The organism is Flindersiella endophytica (assembly GCF_054779015.1).
Genome location: NZ_BAAGYY010000009.1, coordinates 653,210 through 673,047 on the forward strand (window position 1 = coordinate 653,210; position 19,838 = coordinate 673,047).

Below are 19,838 nucleotides of genomic sequence, written 5' to 3' on the forward strand. Positions count from 1 at the left end.
TCACGCTAGTCGCCTGTGAAGGCGGCGGCCATCCGAAGCCAGGGCGCGGCTTCGTCCGGGCGGTTCTGGCGTTCGAGCGTACGGCCGAGCAGCAGGTGGGCGTAGTGCTCCACGGGGTCGCGCGCGAGCAGCTCCCGCAGTTGTTCCTCGGCACGCCGCAGCTGCGCGGAGTGGTAGTACGCCCGGGCCAGCAGCAGCCGCGGCCCGGTCTGGGCCGGGAACTCCTCGACGACGGTGGTGAGCAGCTTGGCCGCGCCGATGTAGTCCTTGGCCTCGAACCGAAGGCGAGCCCGCTCCCAGCGTTCGGCGGTGGTCTCGTCGTGCGGTTCGCCGGCGCCGTCGTCGAACAGGTGCAGAGCGCTCGCCCACCGGTCGGCGGCCGGTTCGCCGTTCGGCTGGTAGGCGTTGAAGTTGTCGATCACGAGACCCCCTTCCACGGTCTCTCGGGTTCCGCCACCACAAACGTGAAACCCCCCGGCGGCATTCCGGCGGCGGGAAGGATCCGAAAGCGGGCCTTGGCAGACCAGGACCGGTCATCGGGCGTGGCTCGCGTTCCGCCCTCGGAGACACTGACGAGGACGGACAAAGGCCGATCCAGTCCACGGAGGACTACCGTGACCACGATCGAACAGACCCCCAGCGTCCTCAGCGACGAGGAGGTCAACCAGTTCTGGGAGCAGGGCTACCTTCTGGTGAAGGGCGTGATGTCCCGCGACGAGGCGGCGTACTACCGCGACTTGATCCTCGACCTGGTGCCGCGCGACCTGCACATCCCCGAGCACTGGCACGTGTCCGGCGGGCGGATCAAGCCGATCTACACGCCGGGCAACCACACCTACGACGGTCCGGAGTTCCTGCCGCTGTTCGCCAACGAGAAGCTGTACGCCGCGGCGGCGCAGCTCCTGCAGACCCCGCGCCTGCGCTCGATGGACGGCTCGATCGGCATCACGATGCGCAACGACGGCCAGCAGGAGTCGCCGCTGAGCCAGACGCTGCACATCGACGCCTCGGTGCCGACCGACGTCGACAACTTCGCGTTCACGCTCGAAGAGGTCCAGATCGGCGGCTGCTACTACTTCACCGACGTCCTCCCGGACGGCGGCGGCATCCACGTGGTGCCGGGCGGTCACCGCAAGGTCGAGGAGGAAGCCCGCGCGAACCCGCAGGGCCGGCACCTCCACAACGACTGGAAGCGGATCACCCACATGAAGAGCATCGAGGTCACCGGCGAGGCCGGCGACTTCGCGCTGCTGCACCACCTGATGCCGCACGGTGCCTCCCACAACCGCCGCCCGACGCCTCGCGTGGCGGAGTTCATGCGCTTCGTCCGCGAGGACCAGACCCACGGCGTCGGCCGGCGCCCGGCACCGGCCTACAGCGACCTCCAGCTCGCCGCGATGACCCCCCTGGCCAGGAAGCTCCTCGGCGTCGACCCCTGGTGATCGCGCGGTTGGGGCGGCCACGGGCTGGCGTGTGAGAGCGCCGCCGCCTGAGTTGACGCGCGTAGGGATGCCCGTATCCGGCTGGGGGTCGACGACGACCTGATCGGCCACGTCGTCGGCTACTGGCCGGAGACTTCCGAGCGGTGGTGAGCAAGCTCCGCGAGCAACGGGATGGCGGAGATCTTGTCCGGCGTGAGCTCGTCCCAGTTGATCCGCCCGGCCGTCCGCGGCTCGCGGCCGGTACGGCAGTCGACGATCCGGTCGGGCGTGACGACCAGATCGAGCAGCGCGTCGTGGTCGACGGCGGGGATCGCGCCGGCCGGGCGGACCTGCAGTTCGTGCACGGTCGTCGCGACGATCGTGTCCTGCGCGATCAGCCCCGCCTCGCTCGCCAGCGCGAACTCCAGGTCGGAGAAGCCGCCGCCCTTGCCGAGGCGCGTGCCGTCCTCGCCGGCGGCGACGCTGCCGGCGACCACCAGGTCGACGGCCTCGAGATCGGCGAGCCGGACCCTGCGAGCTGACCGGCTGGCCCCGCTGATCGACGAGGCCTTACGTGGACTGTCGGCGAGGTGGTCCGGGTCGAGCAGGAAGAACGGTTCGGGCTCGGCCAGCCGCGGGACCGCCATGTAGACGAGCTTGCCGTCCTCCAGCGCACGCTGGCGTACCGGCCACTGCGCGGAGTCCGGATTCGCCTTGATCGTACGGGCGCGCTGCCATTCCGGTGTTGCGCGCAAGCGTTCGGCGGCGGCCTCGGCGCCGGTGAAGTTCGGGATCCGGCCTTCCGCGCCGGGGAATCGGGCCACGCCCGCATCGCGCAACGCCTGCCACACCTCGTCGCGCAGGGCCGACTTGGCCGCGAGCAGCTCGGCCGGACCGCCGGCGTCGCGGTCGTGTCGGGGAGCGGTGCGCCTTGCCATCAGGACGACCGTACCAACGTCTGCAGGTCCCGGAATCGGTCCGAAAATTTCATACCAAGGTCTCCATGCAACTTCGACGATGACCAGCAAGGACGTCAACTAACACCAGGCCAGATCGCCATGGCGCTTCCGAAAGTTTTCCGAGAAGTGTTGACGACGGATGGACCCGGACCGATACTGCTGCCAAAGTCGAAGTCTCGACAGCTCTCACACATCGCTTGGGCGCAACGCCGGCCTCAACAAGGAGGAACAAGCATGCATGTGAACGACGTCGCAGTCCACCCGAACCGCCGCAGCCGCCTCCGTACTCTGATCGGCGCGGCCTGCGCCATCGCGCTGGTCGCGGTCGCGGTGTTGTTCCCGGGTACCGCCAACGCCGCCACCACGATCTGCTCGAACCAGACCGGCAGCAACGGCGGCTACTACTTCACGTTCTGGACCAACGGCGGTGGGTCGGTCTGCATGACGATGGGCAACGGCGGCCAGTACTCCACCCAGTGGAGCAACGTCGGCAACTTCGTTGTGGGCAAGGGCTGGAGCAACGGCAGCCGCCGGACCGTCAGTTACGGCGGCAGCTTCAACCCGTCCGGTAACGCCTACCTGACGCTCTACGGCTGGACGTCGGGCCCGCTCGTGGAGTACTACATCGTCGACAACTGGGGCACCTACCGGCCCACCGGAACGTACAAGGGCACGGTCACCAGCGACGGCGGCACGTACGACATCTACCAGACCATGCGTTACAACGCGCCTTCCGTCGAAGGCACGCGTACGTTCCCGCAGTACTGGAGTGTTCGCCAGCAGAAGCGGACCGGCGGAACGATCACGACCGGCAACCACTTCGACGCGTGGGCCCGTGTGGGCATGAACCTCGGCAGTTTCCGCTACTACATGGTGCTCGCGACCGAGGGATACCAGAGCAGCGGCAACTCCAACGTCACGGTCAACTGACGACACCGGCAACCCGGACTTGGCGCCTGTGGCGTGGCCCCCGCCACAGGCGCCGCGTTCCCCGGCCCGCCGACGCGAGCGCCCGGTAACGTGTGGTGCATGGCAAACGGTCGCGTCCTCGCCCCCAACCAGCGTTCGCAGATCTGGCTCGGCGGCCCCGAACTGCCCGAGCCCACCCTGGTCTTCGAGAGCGACGAGATTCTCGTCGAGGCACCGAACTGGTCGCTCGACGGCCGGTCTCTCCTGGTCAACGGCGACGGCCTGCTGTTCCGCCTCGACCTGGGTGCCACGCGGCCGAGTCTGGAACAGGTCGAGTTCGCCGGCCTCCCGCCGATCAACAACGACCACGTGCTCGACCCCGACGGCGAACACATCTACCTGTCCGCGGCCGACCGCCACATCTACCGCGGCGCGCTGGCGGGCGGCGAGGTCACCAGAGTCTCGCCCGACGACGGCAGATGGCACTTCCTCCACGGCGTCTCGCCGGACGGCAAACGCCTTGCCTACGTGGAGATCTCGGAGTTCAGCAGCCCCGGCAGGCTGGCCGTGGTCACGCCCGGCGCGGCCACCGCGACCATCGTCGACACCGGCGACGCCCACATCGACGGCCCCGAGTGGTCGCCCGACGGCGCCTGGATCTACTTCAACACCGAAGGCTTCACCACCACGCCCGGCCATGCCCAACTGGCCCGGATCGCCGACGCCGGCGGCCCGGTCGAGCAGCTCGTGGCGAGCGACACCGTCGACTGGTTCCCGCACCTGTCGTCCGACGCCAGGCTGGCCGCCTACATCGCGTTCCCCGCGGGCACCCTCGGCCACCCCGCCGACCTCGACGTCGACGTCCGCCTGGTCTCGGTCGACGACTGGTCCACGCCGATCCGGCACTACCCGCTGTTCGGTGGCCAGGGCACCATCAACGTCAACAGCTGGGCGCCCGACAGCACCCGCTTCGCCTTCGCCGCCTACCCGATCGGCTGAGGCCGGCCGAAATACGCTTGCCCGCGTGACCGGGGCCGGTCCATGCTGACAGCGATGTCCACCTCCGCCCGGATCCGCGAGTACCGCGACGACGACGAGGACAGCTGGCTGCGGTGCCGGCTGCTGAGCTTCTTCCGCACGCAGTACTACGACGACGTCGTGACCGAACGACCTCGGTTCGACCGTCCCTCGATCCGGCTGGTGGCCGAGGCCGGCAGCGGGTGTGTCGCGGGGCTGGTGGACGTCGAGATCTTCGGGGCCGAAGCGACGATCGACGTGCTGGCCGTACATCCCGATCACCAGCGGCAGGGCATCGCCTCGGCTTTGCTGGCCGCGGCGACGGCCGAGCTCGACGATCGCGAGGTCGGCACGCTCGACGCGTGGACGCGCGAAGACCCCGAGGCGAACCAGTGGTACCAGAACGGCGGCTTCACCGAGAAGTTCCGCTACGTCCACATCCACAAGACCGCGCAGGACTCCGCGGACGGCTTCGAGACGCCTGACGGGATGAGCCACCCGATCCACGCGTTCCTGCAGGCACCGATCGAGCTCGAGCAGGCGATGCGGGCGCGCTTTCGCCGGGTCTACGTCTGCAGGCAGTACGTCAAGCGGCTACGTGGTCAGGACCGGTAGGAGGTGTCCGGCCGCTCGGCCGAGTCGATCGTGACCCGCCAGCGGCCGTCGCCGGTCTGGGTGACGGTGATGCGGTCCTGCATGTCGGCGACCGGGCCGGAAACCTGGATCGGGCCGACGTTGAGGATCTGGCGGTATTTGCCCTGGGTGTCGATCCGGCCGGCAGGCCGGGTCAGGTTGGCCAGCTGGTCGAGGAGGCGGAGCCGGACGTCCTCGGTGAGCCCGGGCACGCGATCGCTGAGGGCCTGGAGAACGTCGCCGACCTCGCCGGGCGACAGTTCGGAAAGGTGCTGGGCGACCGGCCCGAGCAGGTCGGGCGCCAGCTCGCCGATCGCTTTGAACAGCTCGCGGGTGGCCTCGGACGGTCGTGCGTAGATCTGGATTCCGAACGCCCGCGGGAAGTAGGCCGCGTCGTACTGCAGCCGGTCGCCGACCATCACCTGGTTCCCCTCGAGAGTGGAGCGGGTGAGCGCACCCTTCTTCAGCTCTCCGGGTTTGTCCATCATGTTGGTCGCGGCCGACAGCTCGACCTCGCCGGAGTCGAGCTCCTCCAGTACGGCGGCGTGCTCGGCGACCACCTCCAGCTTCAGCACGCCGGCGATCAGCTCGGAGTCGGCACGCGCCCGCAACGCGACGAGCAGCCCGGCCGCGGTGCGCCCGTTCATCTCGGCGACCAGCCGTTTGGTGAGCGCGCTCGCAGCTGCCAGGAACTGTGCCTCCGAGCCCGCGGACAGGTCGCGGAACAACGCCTTCGCGCCATCCTCGGTGAACCGGCCCGCTGAGGAGTCACGGCTTCTGGCGAGCGCGTCGAGCTTGGTGACGTGCTCTTCCAGGAATGCCTTGACACCGTCGTCGGTCGACCGGAGAACCGCGTCCGTGCTGGCGGCACCTGGGGCAACCCGGGCATAGGTGACATAGTCGAGCTCGAACACCGGCGACCTCCTTGCCGGGAGGGGACAATGACCATTGTGCCGGAATACGACTTCGCCATCCTGTCTCCGCAGGACTTCGAGCTGCTCACGCGTGACATCCTCAACGCGGAATACTCTCTGCGGCTGGTGAGCCATCCAGCCGGCCGCGACCAGGGGATCGACCTGCGTGGCGAGTCTGGTTCGGGCGAGCGAATCGTCGTGCAGTGCAAACACTATGCGAACTCCAGATGGCCGGATCTGCAAGCCGCGGTGAGAAAAGAAACCAAACGCCGACAGCAGCCGGAGTTCGATCGCTACGTATTCGTCACGTCGCAGCCGCTTACCGCTCACCGGCGCGACTGGATCATCGAGGAGTTCGGCCACGTCGGCTTCGACCTGACGTTGAACGACGTGTGGGGACTGGACGATCTCAACGAAGCGCTCGGCCGGCATCCAGAGGTCGAACGCCGGCATTTCAAGCTCTGGCTCGCTTCCGCGAACGTTCTCGAGACGTTCCTCAACGCCGGGCGGCGGCAACGCGGGGAGGATCTGCTCGACCGCGCCGCCCACCACTCGAAGGTCTGGGTGCCGGTTCCGGAGTTCGACGAGGCGCGGCGCCTGCTGAAGGAGCACGGTGTCTGTGTGCTGGCCGGGCCACCGGGAGCCGGCAAGAGCATGCTGGCGCAGATGCTGGTGCTGGAGTCCGCGCGCGAGGGCTGGGACCTGCTGTCGGTCTCGTCGAATATCGAGGAAGCGTGGCAAGGCTTCAGGGAAGAGACCAAGCAGGTCATCTACCACGACGACTTCCTCGGCGACATCGAGCTCGAGCTCGCCAAAGGTGAGTCTGCACAGCTCGTGCGGTTCATCGACCGGGTGAGGCTGCAGCGCGGAAGCAAGCGACTCGTGCTGACGACCCGCGAGCAGATCTTCCGGCGGGCAATGGATGTCGATGATCGCATCTCCTGGCTGGGCTCGCAGCCAGGCGTCGGCGTCGTCAGGCTCGCCGGCTATCCGGCACCGGTCAGAGCGCACGTGCTGTTCAACCACCTCTACTTCTCGGCCCTGAATGCCACCGAGCGCGCCAAGCTCGCCGTCGACAATCGGCTGTTGACGGCCGTCGACCACCCGTCGTACAACCCGCGGCTCGTCGAGCACGTCACCGCGGAGATCACAGAACTCTCGACGGCCGACGACGTGACCGAACGCCTGCTGGCGGTGCTCGCCGATCCGCGCGAGCTCTGGCACGCGACGTTCCGGCGAATGGATCCGCTGCGCCACGACATCCTGCTGGCGCTCGTGACGTTGCCCAACAGCGGCTGCTCGGTCGAAGCACTGCATGCGCTGGTCGACGTACCGGACGCGGTCGCCTGGACGCCTGCCCTGCGAGAGCTGGAGCCGACCTGGCTGCGGTTGCTGGGACAAGGGCCGCGGGCGCACGTCGTGCTGGCGAACCCGGGCTGCGCCGACTACCTGCTCACCGTCCTCGACGACGCGGCCGTAGCCGGTGACGTGTTGGCGAAGGTTCGGAGGCTCGACCAGTACGTCGAGCTGACCTCGATGTCCGGCGTGCTCCATGGCGCTGCCAACCGGCCGAACCTGGCGTACGTACTGAAGCAACGCCGGGAGCAGATCATGGAGCACGCCCGGGAGCTCGCCACGCCGGCCGACGTCGACGACGTGGTGCTGCTCGCCGGCAGCCACGGCTCGGAACACAACACCGGTTGGGTTTTCGACCTGGTGGAACACCATCGCCCGGAAGGCTCCACGCCGACCTGCCTGCGGCTGGCCGAACGCCTGAACGACGTACCGGCCGGCGACCTGGCGCGGCGCGTCCGGCTGGTGCAGGCGCTGGTGACCGAAGGCCTGGCCGCCGCGCGAACGATCCAGGACCTGGACGCGTACGAGGCATTCCCTGCGTCCCTGCTCCCGGATGGCGCGCAGGACCGGATGCGTGAGCGCGCTCAGGGCATCATCCGGGCCGAACTGGACTATCTCACCTACCACTCCGACGATCCCGAGATCCTGACGGCGGACGCACACGCGCTACGGCAGCGGGCCGGCAGCTACGACCTCGACCTCGACATCGCGCCGCTGCTGGACCGTGCCGACGACCTGGTGCACAACAACAACCCCGTGAGCGAGCCCGAACTGCCACCCGGCGACGACGATCCGGCCGCGATCTTCCGGCACCTCGCCGGCTGATCTTCCCGTTCGCCCGCGAACCGCTCCGCGAGCTGGCAGCATGAGCCTTGAGTAGCCCTCGGGTTACGTCGGGGAAGGAACCTCCGGTGGAAGCGGATGCCAGCCGTAGAGGGATGAGCAAGGAAGCCTGGGTCGCAGTCGGCGGTATCGGCGCGGCTGTGGTCACCGGCGTGGTCACACTGTTGGTTCATGTGCTCCCAGCAGGGCAGAACACGCCCGAGTCGGCTCCCGAAGCCTCGGTGACCGTCACCACGCCTCCTCCGGCTACGACGTCCGGCCCGGTGGCCTCGCCCACCACGACCACCGCGACGACCACGACGGCGAGCGCGACCGGTGTGGCCGCCATGGTCGGCCGCTGGGCGGGCACCGCGAAGGACACTGCCGGGGGCACGTTCCAGCTCACGTTGGAGATCACCCGCGCGTGCGGGATCGGCGAGCCGTGCGGCTCGATCGGTGTCTCGCACGTTCCGTGCTACGGCGAGGTCTCGCTCGACAGCCTGCACGGCGAGGAGGTCGAGTTCTCCGTCGACAACTTCGACAGCCGCAGCGACCGCTCGGTCTGCCAGGCCGGCGCGGGCGAGCGCTTCCGCCTGCGGCCCGACGGCAAGCTCGCCTACCGTTCGACATACGAGCCCGTGGCGACCGCCGTCCTTTCCCGGGTGGCGGGCTAGCGCGGTTGCCAGTCACGCTCCCCGTTACGGGCCTGGCCACACGCAGACCCAGCTGGAGCTGATGGGCCCGTCCGGTGAGCCGCCGCTGATGTACATCCGGTCGATCTCGGCGACCGCGACCGACGGGCGGTGGCAGTGGGATGCCAGCGGTGAGGTGCTCGACTTCGAGGCGGTCGGCCGCTATCAGGCACGCCGGATCAGCGACCGTTCGACCGCGACCTGCTCCTGACGTACCTGCGGGCACTCGGAATCCCCGCCGGCGACGACGAGGCGTACGGTCCCGCCGTGCTGCTGCAGCGCCGGTTCCACGGCCGCGCCCGTGAGCAGACTCTCGACGAGGCGCGAGCCGACTACGCCCAGTTCCCGGGCAGCCGGCCGGAGTGACGTTTGGCGGATGTTTGGCGCTTTGCCCTAGGGTGCCGGGTTCGGGGTCTGACCTGTTTCGTCGCACTGGGAGGTGTACGCGCGTGGTGGTTGTGCTTGTCGTGCTGGGTGTACTTGTGCTCGCTGTCGCCGGATTCGCCGTGTGGTTCTTCAAGATCCGCGATCCGCTGAAGGGCGAGGACTTCTACAAGTTCCACGTCGAGCAGAAGTATGGCTGGGAGCTCACGCTGACGCCCGAGCAGGAGAAGGCGTTCATGGCTGGGCTCGAGGCGTTCGACGACAACGAGGGTGGCTGCTATCCCAAGCGGGAGGAGGGAATCCTGCGGGTCTACAGCCCGATGATGCTGATCTCGCTGTTCTCGATGACCGAGCAGTTCGCAGCGATGGGCCCGGCCGCGATGCAGGACCCGGCGCGCGCCGTCCACGAGTTGATCGACCGGGCCACGCAGTCCGAGGGCGACGGAGTTCTGTACTACAACGACGAATGGATGGGCGAGGACGTCGAGGAGATCGACGGGATGGACAAGTACGCCTTCACCGAAGCCGTGATGTCCGCGACGCACGCGCAGGGTGTCGACCACGCGTTCGCCGGAGGCTACGCCGACGAGGACAAGGGCTACGCCACGATGGGCGTGCTCGTCAAGGAGCCTGAGTACGTCAGCCAGATGTACGACGACGCCCTCTCCCACGCCGACGAGCCGGCACCGCTCAACAACCGGCTGGACGTCATGAAGGAAGTCATGCGTCCGGAGAACCCGCAGTACGTCGCGGCGTTCGAGCGGGCCGAAGCGGAGAAGAGCAAGCACATCAACACGCTGATGTTCTGCTTCGAGCGGGTGGCCGACGAGTACCGCGAGGCCAGGCCGCACATGCAGCAGGCGGAGCCGAAGGACGTCCTGTCGGTCGTGATGGCGCGGATGCTCGACCAGGGCATGAAGGGCGTCACCTGGACGCGGCCGCCGTCGCAGGACCAGCACAAGCTCGCGCTCGCGCTGCTCAGCAACCGCAGCTGAGTGAGCGAGCAGTGGGAGGGCGCGGTCACGGTCCGGCTCGCGGCGTTGGCCCGTGAGATCGCGGCCGGCGCGCCGCGCGGCTGGAAGCAGGCCGTGCTCCGCGGGTACGCGACCGGATCGGGCGCCGCCGGCCATCGCGGCTTCTGGTACGCGCCGCGCGCGCTCGGCTCCTACGACCCGGACGCGATCGACGTGTTCGGCGGCCTGCGCGAGCTGCACACCTTGCTGGATGCGGGCGATCACCTCACGGTCGAGCTCGAAGTCGACGCTCGTGGCCGCTTCCAGGCGGTGCTGTCCGAGCGGCTCGACCGGTCGGAGGTGGAGCGGCGGGGCTTCCGGTATGTACTCGATCCGGAGTCCACGCCGCCGCCGGCCGGTGAGCCGCATCCCGGGCCGGACGCTTCGGAGGCCGGCGATCCCGAGGAAGCGGTCGCGCTGCTCGGGACGTTCGTACGCCGGCTCGACGAGGTGCTTGGTTCGGACGCGTCGCTGGAGCTGCCGCCTCCGCTGCCGGCCGCCGATCGGGAGGAGCTGCTTGGCGAGCTCGGCGTGGCGCTGCCGCGGGATCTCCAGGCCCTGTACGCCGCCGCGGACGGCGACGGCGGGCGCGGCCTGTTGCATGGGTACGGCTGGTTCGGCCTGGAGATGCTGGCGGAGCTCGCCGACCCCGGTGCCCGCTGGTGGGTCCGGCGAGGCTGGCGGCGCTACGTCGACGGCTCGTTCGTCCACGAGTACGGCCCCCCGTTGACGATCCGGCGGGTGGAGGACCATCCCGCGTGGATCCCGTTCGCCACCAACACGTTCGGCGACTATCTCGCGGTCGACCTGGCGCCCGGCCCGCGCGGCCGACCGGGCCAGGTGATCCTCGTCGGCCGCTCCCACGACGGTCCGGCCTACGTCGCCGACTCCGTGACCACCTTGCTGCGCAGGCAGGTCTCGGCGCTGACGGATCCCGAATCGTTCCGCCGTGACGACGGCGGCTTGTGGATCAACGCGGGCGACGTGGAGCAGTACAAGCGCTCCTACGACGAGACGTGCGTGCTCTCGGTCACCGGAATGGCCGCGGCGCCGGTGCGCGGCATGCGGCCGGAGATCCGCGAGCTGACGATCTCCAACGCACCGTGGGTCGACCTCGGGCCGGTGCGGCACGCGCCCGCGTTGTGGCAGGTCTCGGCGAAGAACTGCCCTGGCGCCGACCTCTCGCCGCTGCTCGAGGCGCCGGTCGAGGTGCTCGATCTCGACCTGGTGACGGTTGATCTGGCCGGGCTGACAGGGCATCCGACACTGCGGAAAGTCGTACTCCACACCGAGAAACCCGTCGACCTGACGCCACTGCGATCGTGTTTCCGCTTGTACTCGCTCGATCTGTCCGGCGCGCCGCTCGCGGATCTCACCGTCCTGCGCGAGTTGACAGGGCTTCGCCACCTCAAGCTGCGACGCCCGCAGTGGGACTCGCTCCGGCCGGCCCGCGAGGCCCTGCCGCCGGCGCTGGCCGTTGCCGAGCTGGCGGAGGAACCACTGCAGGAACGCAAGCTGTTCTGGTCGTTCGACAAGGCCTACAAGAGCCCTCGCCCGACCCTGGACGACGCAGTCACCTGGGCCGGCCGGCTGGCAGGCGATGCCGCGGACGTACGCACGTTCAAGGGCAGGTTCAGCTAGCTGCCTTCCGCACCAGCTCGGCAACCCTCGCTTCGTCCGCCGGGCTCAGGTCCGTCAGCGCGAACGCGGTCGCCCACATCGTTCCCTCGTCGAGGTTGGCCCGCTCGTTGAAGCCGAGCGTGCAGTATCTCGTCTTGAACTTCGCCGAGCTCTGGAAGAAGCAGACGACCTTGCCGTCCAAGGAGTACGCGGGCTGGCCGTACCACGTCGTCGGCGTGAGGTCCGGAGCGTTCTCCTGCACGATCGCATGAATCCGCTCGGCGATCACGCGATCCTCATCCGGCATCTCGGCGATCTTCTCGAGCAGCTCGGCTTCGCCGTTGGCCTTGCCGGAGCGCTTCGCCTTCGTCTTCAGCTCCTTGGCGCGCTCCTTCATCGCCGCGCGTTCTTCCTCGGTGAACCCGTCGTAGGACTTCCCACCGGCGGCGTTCTTCTTCGTGGCGGCCATCGTGATCTCCCTGTGCGTTTCCTGCTGGACGACCTCAATGCTAGGAAGCATCCCCGTTCGCGGCTTCTCGATTCCTGACCAGTCGCCCGTCTCCTGACGGCGAGCGAGATATTGATCTTCCGGAGCAGCTACCGTGGTTGCATACCGATACTCGGGGTGGGCAATGTCCAGGCCAAATATGGACTGCGCACGCGGTGGGAGGCCAGCGTGGAGCGAGCGAGTGGCGGGGGCGGTCTGCGCGTAACGGACTATCCGGGCCTGTTCCAGTCCGCCGATCGGGCGTCGATCAAGGGACAGACGTCATATCTTCGGTCGTTGAAGGCGCGGCTACTGCTCGGAGTCCTGGCCGCCGCGGCGGCGGCTTTCACTGTGCGAGTCGGGCCTGCCGGCACTGACATCGCCGCCCTCCTTACCGCGCTCGCATTTGTGGGATCGATGGTCATCCATGTGGCCATCGCCACCAGCCGCTCTGGAGCCGCTTGGTACAAAGGCCGCGCACTCGCGGAGTCGGTCAAGACACTGACCTGGCGGTATGCAGTGGGCGGCGCACCGTTTCCTGTCCGGGCCGTCACTCCCGCGGCCGAGGCGGACCGCTTGTTCGTCAAGCGGATGGAAGACCTTCAGCGTGACCTGCCGGAAGTTTCGGCGGCGGCCACGACGGCCGGCGCGATCAGCGAACGGATGCGCGAACTTCGAGGCGCTCCGCTCGACGACCGCAAGCGCGTCTATCTCGACGACCGGATTCTGGCCCAACAGCAGTGGTACAGCGCCAAAGCTCGTCACCACAGCACGCGGGCAGCTGTCTACCGTTCCCTCTCCCTCATCCTGGAAGTCACGGGAGTCATAGCTGCTCTGAGCAAGGCGATCGGGTTGGTTTCGTTTGATCTTGCGGGGATCGTGGCCGCCTCAATTGCGGGAATTGCCGCCTGGGGTGCCGCGCGTCAGCACACGGCGACGACTCATGCCTACGCCGTCGCTACTCACGAGTTGAGCGTGATCTTCGAGTTGCTCCAGTACAGGCACAACGAGCGGGACTGGGCCGCGGCCGTAGCGGATGCCGAGGCGGCGATCAGTCGCGAGCACACGACCTGGCGCGCTTCACACGGGCTCGCCTGAAGGTCCGTTGGCGAGAGGGAGGTGAGATTCGTGAACGACTCGCCAGCCGCTCATTGCCCACCAGACATCATAGGATTAGGTGCTCTGAACATCGACTGCATCGCCAGTGCCTCACGAATGTCGCAAAGCATGGCGGAACGGGTGACCGAATCCACCGCTCGGTTCGAGTGGAATCGCGAAGGCCCGGTTGACCTGCAGACCATCACCGCAGCGATGCAGTTGCTCGGGGCGGCGTCATTGGGCTACTCACTCGGCGGATCCGCCTGGTTGACCATATTCGCCCTGGCCCAGATGGGAGTCGGCGTACGTCTAGGTTATGTCGGCGTGGTCGGCAGGGTAGAAGCACCGGGACTGTCGTTCGTCGGCCAGATGGAGGAGTTGGGCATTGATCATCGTTGGGTCGGCGAGCGCCCGAAGTGGCACTCCGGGCTGTGCCTCTCGTACATCGATGACACCGACCGGGTCATGCTCATCCACCCCGGTGCGAACTTCGAGGTGAGCGGTCACATCTACCGCAACCTCGATGCTCTCGCGGCATACCTCGCGACGGCACGCTATGTCCATGTCACGTCCTTCTTGGACCACGAGACTCCTGGTGCGGTGTTGAAGGTCCTGACGTTGGCGAAGAGGTTGAACAAGCTGCTTCGGGTAAGTTTCGATCCGGGCTTCGACTGGTCCGAGCATCCCAGCCGGGCCGTCGCCGGGATCCTCGCGCTTGCTGACCTGGTGTTCGTCAACTATCGGGAGTTCAAGGCACTGGGACGCTACACGCCCGGCGAGTCCGATGATTCGATCGCGAAGAAGGTGCTGGCCAGATGCGCTGATGGCTGCTCGATCTTCGTCACGAAACGGTATGACTTCGTGGAAGCGTTCCGTGCCGTGCCTCGCGGTGTGATCGCCCATCGCTTCCAGATGCGACGTCCGATGCGGGAGACCGAGCTCGAGGATGCGACAGGGGCAGGCGATGTCTTCGCAGCGGCTGTGTTGGCGTCGCTCACCTCGCGGCGGCTCCAAGTCGAGCTCGGCGCGGTTCTGGGTCTCAGTCTCGCCCGGGAAACCCTGGAGCGCCAAGGTGCGGATCGGCACTCCGCGCTGCCCGATCTCAGCAAGGGATTTCTCCGCCGAACCGAGCGGTTGACAGGACCTGGCGAGCAGCAGTCGTCGAGCGTGTTTGTCATGCACGACGAGAACCACCAGCGGCAAGCGGTTCGACGTTTCATCGAGCTCGACTGTGGCCTGCGCGTCTGTGAGTTGAATTCGGCTGAGGTCGGCGAGGAGGACTGGCCCCATCTGATGCGGGACTACCTGGCCCGATGCAGCTTCGCCGTGTGCCTGCTCAGCTCGGCATCCGCGGCGATAGACGGGCGGGCGAGCGTAGATCAGAACATCGTCCACCAGGCAGGTGTCTTCCAGGGCCGGTACGGCTTCGGTCGCGTTGCGCTGCTTGCCGAGGAAGGGTGCGACACGTTCTCGAACATCGCCGGACTGATCCGGCTCGACTTTCCGGCAGGCCAGGTGGAAAGCACGTTCATAGAGCTGGAGCGCATGTTGCTCAGAGAGGGCATCATGCGGCGTGGAGGTGGTCGGCGTGTCTGAGCTTGCTCTCCGCCTCGGCGGAATCGACTCCGAGAAGTTCGAGCTAGACGTTGTCGGCATCGGGCGTTGAATCTCGACTACATCGCCGGCGCCGGCAGGCTGGAGAAGAAGCGGATGCCTCCGCACTCGTTGGCGGAGCGGGTGCGGCGGATCGTCGAGAACACAGGACAGCGACTAGAACCGGGAACCGAACTGTCCGTGGACGAGCAGGTTATCCACGCGGCTCTCGCCGCGAGCAGTTCGGGTCGCCCGGTTACGTCACTTGGCGGATCCGCTTTCAACGCTATCCATGCTATTGCCCAGACTCAGGTCGGTCTTCGGCTCGGATACGTCGGTGTGGCGGGACGGGTTCCTGTGATCGGGCTGTCGTGCCTGGAGCAGTTCGACGCGCTCGGAATAGATCGCCGGTTCGTCCGCCAGGAGAAGGAGCGCTTGTGCGGCATCTGCTTCTCGTTCACCGAAGACGGAGACCGCACCTTGCTTACGCATGGCGGCGCCAACGAGCTCATGGCCGACTATCTCGACCGCGAGTTCGCCGACCTCGTGACCTATCTGGCCGGTGCCCGCGTCGTCCATGTGACCTCCTTCCTCGACAGCCGGTCGGCTGGGCGCCTGCTCGCCGTGCTGAAGGCCGTGAAGCAAGAGAATCCGGAGACGGTGGTCTGCTTCGACCCAGGACATGTCTGGAGCGTGGACCCCACACCGGAGATAGAAGGAATTCTTGGCGTCAGTGACTATCTACTCCTCAACTATCGGGAGTTTCGCGAGTTCGGTCGTTACGCGCCGGACGCGCCGGACGCGCCGGACGCGCCGGACGCGCCGGACGAGCCGGACGAGCCGGACGAGCCGGACGAGCCGGACGAGGACGTGGCCGCGCGTTTGCTGGAAAGGCTGGGAGGTGGACGCGGTGTGGTCGTCGTCAAACGCCCGAGCGGCATCTGGTCCTATCGCACGGAGGACGACCGCCTTGCCAGTGACTTCTATCCACAGATCCCTCTCGGCGCGGACGACATCGACGATGCCACCGGCGCCGGCGACATCTTCGCCGCCGGTCTCCTGACAGTGCTTGCTTGTAACAAGTTCAAGATCGAGTTGGGATCCTTGCTGGGCATGCGGCTTGCCAGTCACAAGCTTCGCTATGTGGGTACGGCTGGGCATGCGCAGTTCGCCAAGGTCACTCAGGAGTTCATCCGTTCTCTGGACCAGCAGCGAAGCACCGGCCCGTGGCCAACGGGAGTTTTCATCGCACACGGAGCCAACGCCGAGTGGCTCGCCGTTCAACGGTTCGTCGAGGATCGGTTCAAACTTCCGGTCTACTCGTTCGAGAGCTATTCCTGGGGAGGTCGCCAAGTTACGGATGCGCTGTCCGGCTACTTGGAAAGGTGCAGCTTCGCGATCTGCGTACTCACCGCTGAGGATTTCGAGAGTGACGGCCGGCGACTGGCCCGTCAGAACGTGATTCATGAAGTCGGCCTGTTCCAGGGCAGGCACGGCTTCGACAGGGCGCTGGTTCTCGCCGAGGAAGGCTGCGACTTCGTTCCATCGGCCGCGAAGCCCTACACCATCCCGTTTCCCCACAACGGCATCAATCGTGCCTTCTACCGTCTCGACGAGATGATGAGGTCGCTGGGCTTCGGAAACGCCGCCAAGGAGTAGCCCATCGTTCGTCAGCGCTCGGCGGGCTGCCACCACAGCAGGTTGGCCGGTGCGTCGGCGAGGGGCTCGATGATCTCCCAGGCTTCGGCGATCAGGCCGTTGTCGAAGCGCCAGATATCGACGACGGCGATCGCGGGGCCCGAATCGGGGAGGTGGCGGTGGGAGTGTCGGCCAGGCACATCAGCCTGGTCGAGACCGGCAAGACCAGGCCGGGCGCCGAGATGGTGTTGCGCCTGGCCGAGAAGCTCGACGTGCCGCTACGTGACCGCAACCAGCCCCTGCTCGCCGCCGGGTTCGCGCCACGGTATGCCGAGCTGCCGCTCGACGGTGCCGCGCTGGCGGCTGCCAAGGAAGCGAACACCAGGGTGCTGCATGCCCACGAGCCGTATCCCGCGATCGTTCTCGACCGACGGTGGAACGTCGTGCTGGCCAACCGCGCCGCCGGCCCGTTCTTCGCGAGCGCCGCGCCCGACCTGCTGAGGCCGCCGGTCAACCTGGTGCGCGTCGGGCTGGACCCAAGGGGGCTTCGCGCCGCCCGACGTCAACCTCGACGAGATCCCGATGGTGTTCCGCCTCGACCACCACCTCGTTCGCTACTGCGCTCGACATCACGCTGGCCGAGCTCACCATCGAGGCGTACTACCCGGCCGACGACCAGACCGCTGCCTTCTTCACCGGTCCGGAGGACGCCCTATGACCGCCCACCTTCCGCCGTCTCCGCCAGGTGGATCTCGACGTCGGTGCCGGTGAAGACCAGTCCCGCATAGGCGTTGGCCCGATCCGGCAGGATGCCGGGACGCGCGCCTGCGACCTTTCCGGTACGAACGTCGACGACGGCCGGCCCGCCGGGACGGTCGACGTACGCGTAGTTCGCGGCGATCGTCGAGACCGTGCCGCTCCACCGGCCAGGCCCGTTGCCGGGCTGCCGGCGCCACAGCACCTTGCCGGACTTGACGTCCAGGGCGAGCGCGCCGGCCTGCTTCGACGCGCACAGCACGGCGGTGCCGCCCTCGCGCAGCCCGCAGGTCATGTCCTTGTTCAGCCCGGCGTCCGCGTTGAGAGCGGTTCGCCCGGTTGTGGTCTCGACCAGGCCAACCCCCGAATCGTCCTTCACCAGGGTCCAGGGCCCGCCGCCGTAGCCCTCGTCGTACCGGCCTCCGGCCGAGATCGCGCCGGTCAGGTCGGGCAGCGTCCACAGGTCGCGGCCGTCTTCCAGGCTCGCTCCAGAGACGGAGTACGTGTCGTCGCCGTTGTCGCGGAAGCCGACCACGGCGTCCGCGTAGCCGTCGATCAGCTCGAAGTCGGTGCGTTGCCACAGCACGCGCGGCTTGTCCAGGCCGATCACGATCGTGCCGCGCAGTCCGCCGTCGATCGTCCACTGCAAGGCTGCCTTGCCGTCGTACGGCGGCCGCCAGACGGAGGCGCCGAGCCTGCCCTCCGGCTCGCCGTCGACGTCGATCGGCAGCCGCCAGAGCACCTTGCCGTCGGCGGCGCCGGCCGCGATCACCTCGAAGCCGTGCTGCGGCGTTCCGCTGCCCCGCGGCTCGAGCTCGACGGGTACGACGGCGAGCGCGGCCGGCTCACCGTCGATCCGCGTGACCTGCGGCGGCAGCACGCGATACTGCAGTTGTTCGCCCTCGTCCTTGGTCAGCTTCGCGGGCGAGGCGGCCTCGTACAGCGGCTTGTGCCGAGGCTTGATCCGGGTGACGGTCCGGCCGTTGGTCGCGTCGACCATCGTCAGGCCGGCCTCGTCGGCGATCCAGACCGCCTTGCCGTACAGCGTGACAGGCGGCGTCTCCATCCGGCCGACCGGGATCGTACGCAGCGGCTTGAGGTCGAACGCCAGCGCCGGCGGCGCCTTCGGGTCACCACTGAGATCCAGCCGCGGCGCGGTTCGCTCCGGCCGAGCGGGCTCTCGCGCCGGAGCCTCGTCGCCGCTGCAGCCTGCTGCTGCCGCCGTCGCGAGCGCAGCGGTCACCAGGAGCGCGGCCGCGGCTGTCCTGCGTGGCGGGTTTCGCATCGGTCCTCCTCGGCCGGTGCACCGGCCCTCGTACGGATCGAGGGTCCATTGCACCCCAGTCGATCTGGGACCCCTCCCAGCCCGGAGCGGTGGGAGCATGAGGCATGCCAACCAGCGACCACCACCTCAGGTCCACGCCGGACAACCTGCACTGGGGCGGCTTCCCGATCGGCTGGGAGCCGGGGGTCACGATGCGGTCGGGGGAGACCGTACGCGTCGAAACCCTGTCCCAGCAGTGGTTCACCAACCCCGAGGTCGATCCGCGCGACTACTTCGGGATCTTCGACATCTCGCCGGACGAGATCCTGCCTGACGGCCTGGCGTTCTGGGAGACGCTGGCCGAGCGCGAGGCGACCGGCCGGCACTACGGCGGGCACGTCATGACCGGCCCGATCTACGTCGAAGGGGCCGAGCCGGGCGACACGGTCGCGATCGAGGTCCTCGAGCTGGACACGCGAGTGCCGTACGGCTTCAACAACACCTTTGCGGCCGGCGGAGTGCTGGCCGAGCACTATCCGGGTTGGCGCCAGGGCGACACGGGGCTCGGCTTTCCTGCCGGCGAGCCGGCCGGCGTCTGGCGCGACGTGCACGCTCACCTCTACCGGACCGGCTTGCACGACGGCGAGGAGGTCGTCTTCGTCGCCGACGACATCCTCGTTCCCACGCACAAGTTCATGGGCGTGATGGCGGTCGCGCCGCTGGCCGGTGAGTACATCGGCGACACCGAGGACGCTCCGCCGCCCCCCACCGGGGTGCAGAGCTCGACGCCGCCGGGGAAGTTCGGCGGCAACCTCGACGTGCGCGACCTCACCACCGGTTCGACGCTCTACCTGCCGGTCTTCCAGCCGGGCGCGCAGATCTTCATCGGCGATCCGCACAGCTGCCAGGGCGACGGCGAGGTCAGCGGCACCGCCGTCGAGCACTCGATGAGCGGTACGTTCCGCATCACCGTGCGGAAGGATCTCGTGACCGAGCTGCCGTGGGCCGAGAACGCCGGCCACTGGATCGTGATGGGCATCCACTGGGATCTCGACCGCGCGATGCGGATCGCGGTGGAGCAGACGATCGAGTTCCTCGTTGCCACCCAGGGCTTGACAGTGCCGAAGGCCTACTCCCTGGCCTCGATCGCGGTCAACTACCACGCCGCCGAGGTCGTCGACCGTACCCAGGTCGTCACCGGCCACATCCCGAAGCGTGTCTTCAGGCGCCGCACCTGACGAACGGACGTGCGCGCCGGCCAG

The 19,838-nt window shown here is 67.8% G+C and carries 20 protein-coding genes; 14 read left to right on the forward strand and 6 right to left on the reverse strand.

Features of this window, described 5'->3' with window-relative positions; all coding sequences use genetic code 11:
- Positions 1–5: 5 nt before the first annotated feature.
- Complete coding sequence (locus tag ACYVF6_RS08350; RefSeq protein WP_460518090.1) at positions 6–422, reverse strand: tetratricopeptide repeat protein; 417 nt, start codon at positions 420–422, stop codon at positions 6–8.
- Between the two features lie 192 nt (positions 423–614).
- On the opposite strand from ACYVF6_RS08350, the gene ACYVF6_RS08355 reads away from it, so the two are divergent.
- A complete protein-coding gene (locus tag ACYVF6_RS08355) occupies positions 615–1,442 on the forward strand; it encodes a phytanoyl-CoA dioxygenase family protein (RefSeq protein WP_460518092.1) in 828 nt (275 codons plus the stop codon).
- A gap of 119 nt (positions 1,443–1,561) precedes the next feature.
- Here the strand turns inward: ACYVF6_RS08355 and ACYVF6_RS08360 are convergent, their stop codons facing one another.
- Entirely contained in the window at positions 1,562–2,359 is a 798-nt protein-coding gene (locus tag ACYVF6_RS08360) for a 5-formyltetrahydrofolate cyclo-ligase family protein (RefSeq protein WP_460518095.1), read from the reverse strand.
- A 255-nt stretch (positions 2,360–2,614) separates the two neighbouring features.
- Here ACYVF6_RS08360 and ACYVF6_RS08365 point away from each other — a divergent pair, with 255 nt between their 5' ends.
- From ACYVF6_RS08365 to ACYVF6_RS08375, 3 genes are all read left to right on the forward strand, one after another.
- On the forward strand, positions 2,615–3,310 hold the full coding sequence (locus ACYVF6_RS08365) for a glycoside hydrolase family 11 protein (RefSeq protein WP_460518098.1): 696 nt from the start codon (positions 2,615–2,617) through the stop codon (positions 3,308–3,310).
- A gap of 99 nt (positions 3,311–3,409) precedes the next feature.
- Positions 3,410–4,288 (forward strand): TolB family protein, encoded by an 879-nt coding sequence (locus ACYVF6_RS08370; RefSeq protein WP_460518100.1) that lies wholly within the window; start codon positions 3,410–3,412, stop codon positions 4,286–4,288.
- Positions 4,289–4,342: 54 nt separating this feature from the next.
- Entirely contained in the window at positions 4,343–4,921 is a 579-nt protein-coding gene (locus tag ACYVF6_RS08375) for a GNAT family N-acetyltransferase (RefSeq protein ID WP_460518103.1), read from the forward strand.
- Here ACYVF6_RS08375 and ACYVF6_RS08380 read toward each other — a convergent pair.
- Positions 4,909–5,853 (reverse strand): nucleoid-associated protein, encoded by a 945-nt coding sequence (locus ACYVF6_RS08380; protein WP_460518105.1) that lies wholly within the window; start codon positions 5,851–5,853, stop codon positions 4,909–4,911. The genes ACYVF6_RS08375 and ACYVF6_RS08380 overlap by 13 nt on opposite strands.
- 27 nt (positions 5,854–5,880) lie before the next feature.
- Between ACYVF6_RS08380 and ACYVF6_RS08385 the strand changes: the two genes are divergently transcribed.
- The 5 genes from ACYVF6_RS08385 to ACYVF6_RS08405 all read left to right on the forward strand — a co-directional run bounded on the left by ACYVF6_RS08385 (position 5,881) and on the right by ACYVF6_RS08405 (position 11,761).
- On the forward strand, positions 5,881–8,034 hold the full coding sequence (locus tag ACYVF6_RS08385; RefSeq protein ID WP_460518108.1) for an nSTAND3 domain-containing NTPase: 2,154 nt from the start codon (positions 5,881–5,883) through the stop codon (positions 8,032–8,034).
- A 113-nt stretch (positions 8,035–8,147) separates the two neighbouring features.
- Positions 8,148–8,705 carry a hypothetical protein gene (locus tag ACYVF6_RS08390; RefSeq protein WP_460518111.1) on the forward strand — a complete coding sequence of 186 codons (558 nt, stop codon included), beginning with the start codon at positions 8,148–8,150 and terminating at the stop codon, positions 8,703–8,705.
- A gap of 61 nt (positions 8,706–8,766) precedes the next feature.
- Positions 8,767–8,934 carry a hypothetical protein gene (locus ACYVF6_RS08395; protein ID WP_460518114.1) on the forward strand — a complete coding sequence of 56 codons (168 nt, stop codon included), beginning with the start codon at positions 8,767–8,769 and terminating at the stop codon, positions 8,932–8,934.
- A gap of 238 nt (positions 8,935–9,172) precedes the next feature.
- Positions 9,173–10,102: a hypothetical protein gene (locus ACYVF6_RS08400; protein WP_460518116.1), complete on the forward strand. Its 930-nt coding sequence runs from the start codon at positions 9,173–9,175 to the stop codon at positions 10,100–10,102.
- A complete protein-coding gene (locus ACYVF6_RS08405) occupies positions 10,103–11,761 on the forward strand; it encodes an SMI1/KNR4 family protein (protein WP_460518119.1) in 1,659 nt (552 codons plus the stop codon).
- Here the strand turns inward: ACYVF6_RS08405 and ACYVF6_RS08410 are convergent.
- Positions 11,754–12,209, reverse strand: a complete 456-nt coding sequence (locus ACYVF6_RS08410; protein ID WP_460518122.1) for an iron chaperone — start codon at positions 12,207–12,209, stop codon at positions 11,754–11,756. The two genes, ACYVF6_RS08405 and ACYVF6_RS08410, sit on opposite strands and share 8 nt — an antisense overlap.
- A gap of 156 nt (positions 12,210–12,365) precedes the next feature.
- On the opposite strand from ACYVF6_RS08410, the gene ACYVF6_RS08415 reads away from it, so the two are divergent.
- The 3 genes from ACYVF6_RS08415 to ACYVF6_RS08425 all read left to right on the forward strand — a co-directional run bounded on the left by ACYVF6_RS08415 (position 12,366) and on the right by ACYVF6_RS08425 (position 16,577).
- A complete protein-coding gene (locus ACYVF6_RS08415) occupies positions 12,366–13,325 on the forward strand; it encodes a DUF4231 domain-containing protein (RefSeq protein ID WP_460518125.1) in 960 nt (319 codons plus the stop codon).
- Positions 13,326–13,355: 30 nt separating this feature from the next.
- Positions 13,356–14,921 carry a PfkB family carbohydrate kinase gene (locus ACYVF6_RS08420; RefSeq protein ID WP_460518127.1) on the forward strand — a complete coding sequence of 522 codons (1,566 nt, stop codon included), beginning with the start codon at positions 13,356–13,358 and terminating at the stop codon, positions 14,919–14,921.
- Positions 14,922–14,987: 66 nt separating this feature from the next.
- Positions 14,988–16,577: a PfkB family carbohydrate kinase gene (locus ACYVF6_RS08425; protein WP_460518129.1), complete on the forward strand. Its 1,590-nt coding sequence runs from the start codon at positions 14,988–14,990 to the stop codon at positions 16,575–16,577.
- An 11-nt stretch (positions 16,578–16,588) separates the two neighbouring features.
- On the opposite strand, the gene ACYVF6_RS08430 is transcribed toward ACYVF6_RS08425, so the two are convergent.
- Positions 16,589–16,756, reverse strand: coding sequence for a hypothetical protein (locus tag ACYVF6_RS08430; protein ID WP_460518132.1), 168 nt, complete (start codon positions 16,754–16,756; stop codon positions 16,589–16,591).
- On the opposite strand from ACYVF6_RS08430, the gene ACYVF6_RS08435 reads away from it, so the two are divergent.
- On the forward strand, positions 16,742–17,344 hold the full coding sequence (locus tag ACYVF6_RS08435; protein WP_460518135.1) for a helix-turn-helix domain-containing protein: 603 nt from the start codon (positions 16,742–16,744) through the stop codon (positions 17,342–17,344). The two genes, ACYVF6_RS08430 and ACYVF6_RS08435, sit on opposite strands and share 15 nt — an antisense overlap.
- On the opposite strand, the gene ACYVF6_RS08440 is transcribed toward ACYVF6_RS08435, so the two are convergent.
- A complete protein-coding gene (locus tag ACYVF6_RS08440) occupies positions 17,269–18,597 on the reverse strand; it encodes an outer membrane protein assembly factor BamB family protein (protein WP_460518137.1) in 1,329 nt (442 codons plus the stop codon). The two genes, ACYVF6_RS08435 and ACYVF6_RS08440, sit on opposite strands and share 76 nt — an antisense overlap.
- 104 nt (positions 18,598–18,701) lie before the next feature.
- On the opposite strand from ACYVF6_RS08440, the gene ACYVF6_RS08445 reads away from it, so the two are divergent.
- Entirely contained in the window at positions 18,702–19,814 is a 1,113-nt protein-coding gene (locus tag ACYVF6_RS08445) for an acetamidase/formamidase family protein (RefSeq protein ID WP_460518140.1), read from the forward strand.
- Positions 19,815–19,838: the final 24 nt, after the last annotated feature.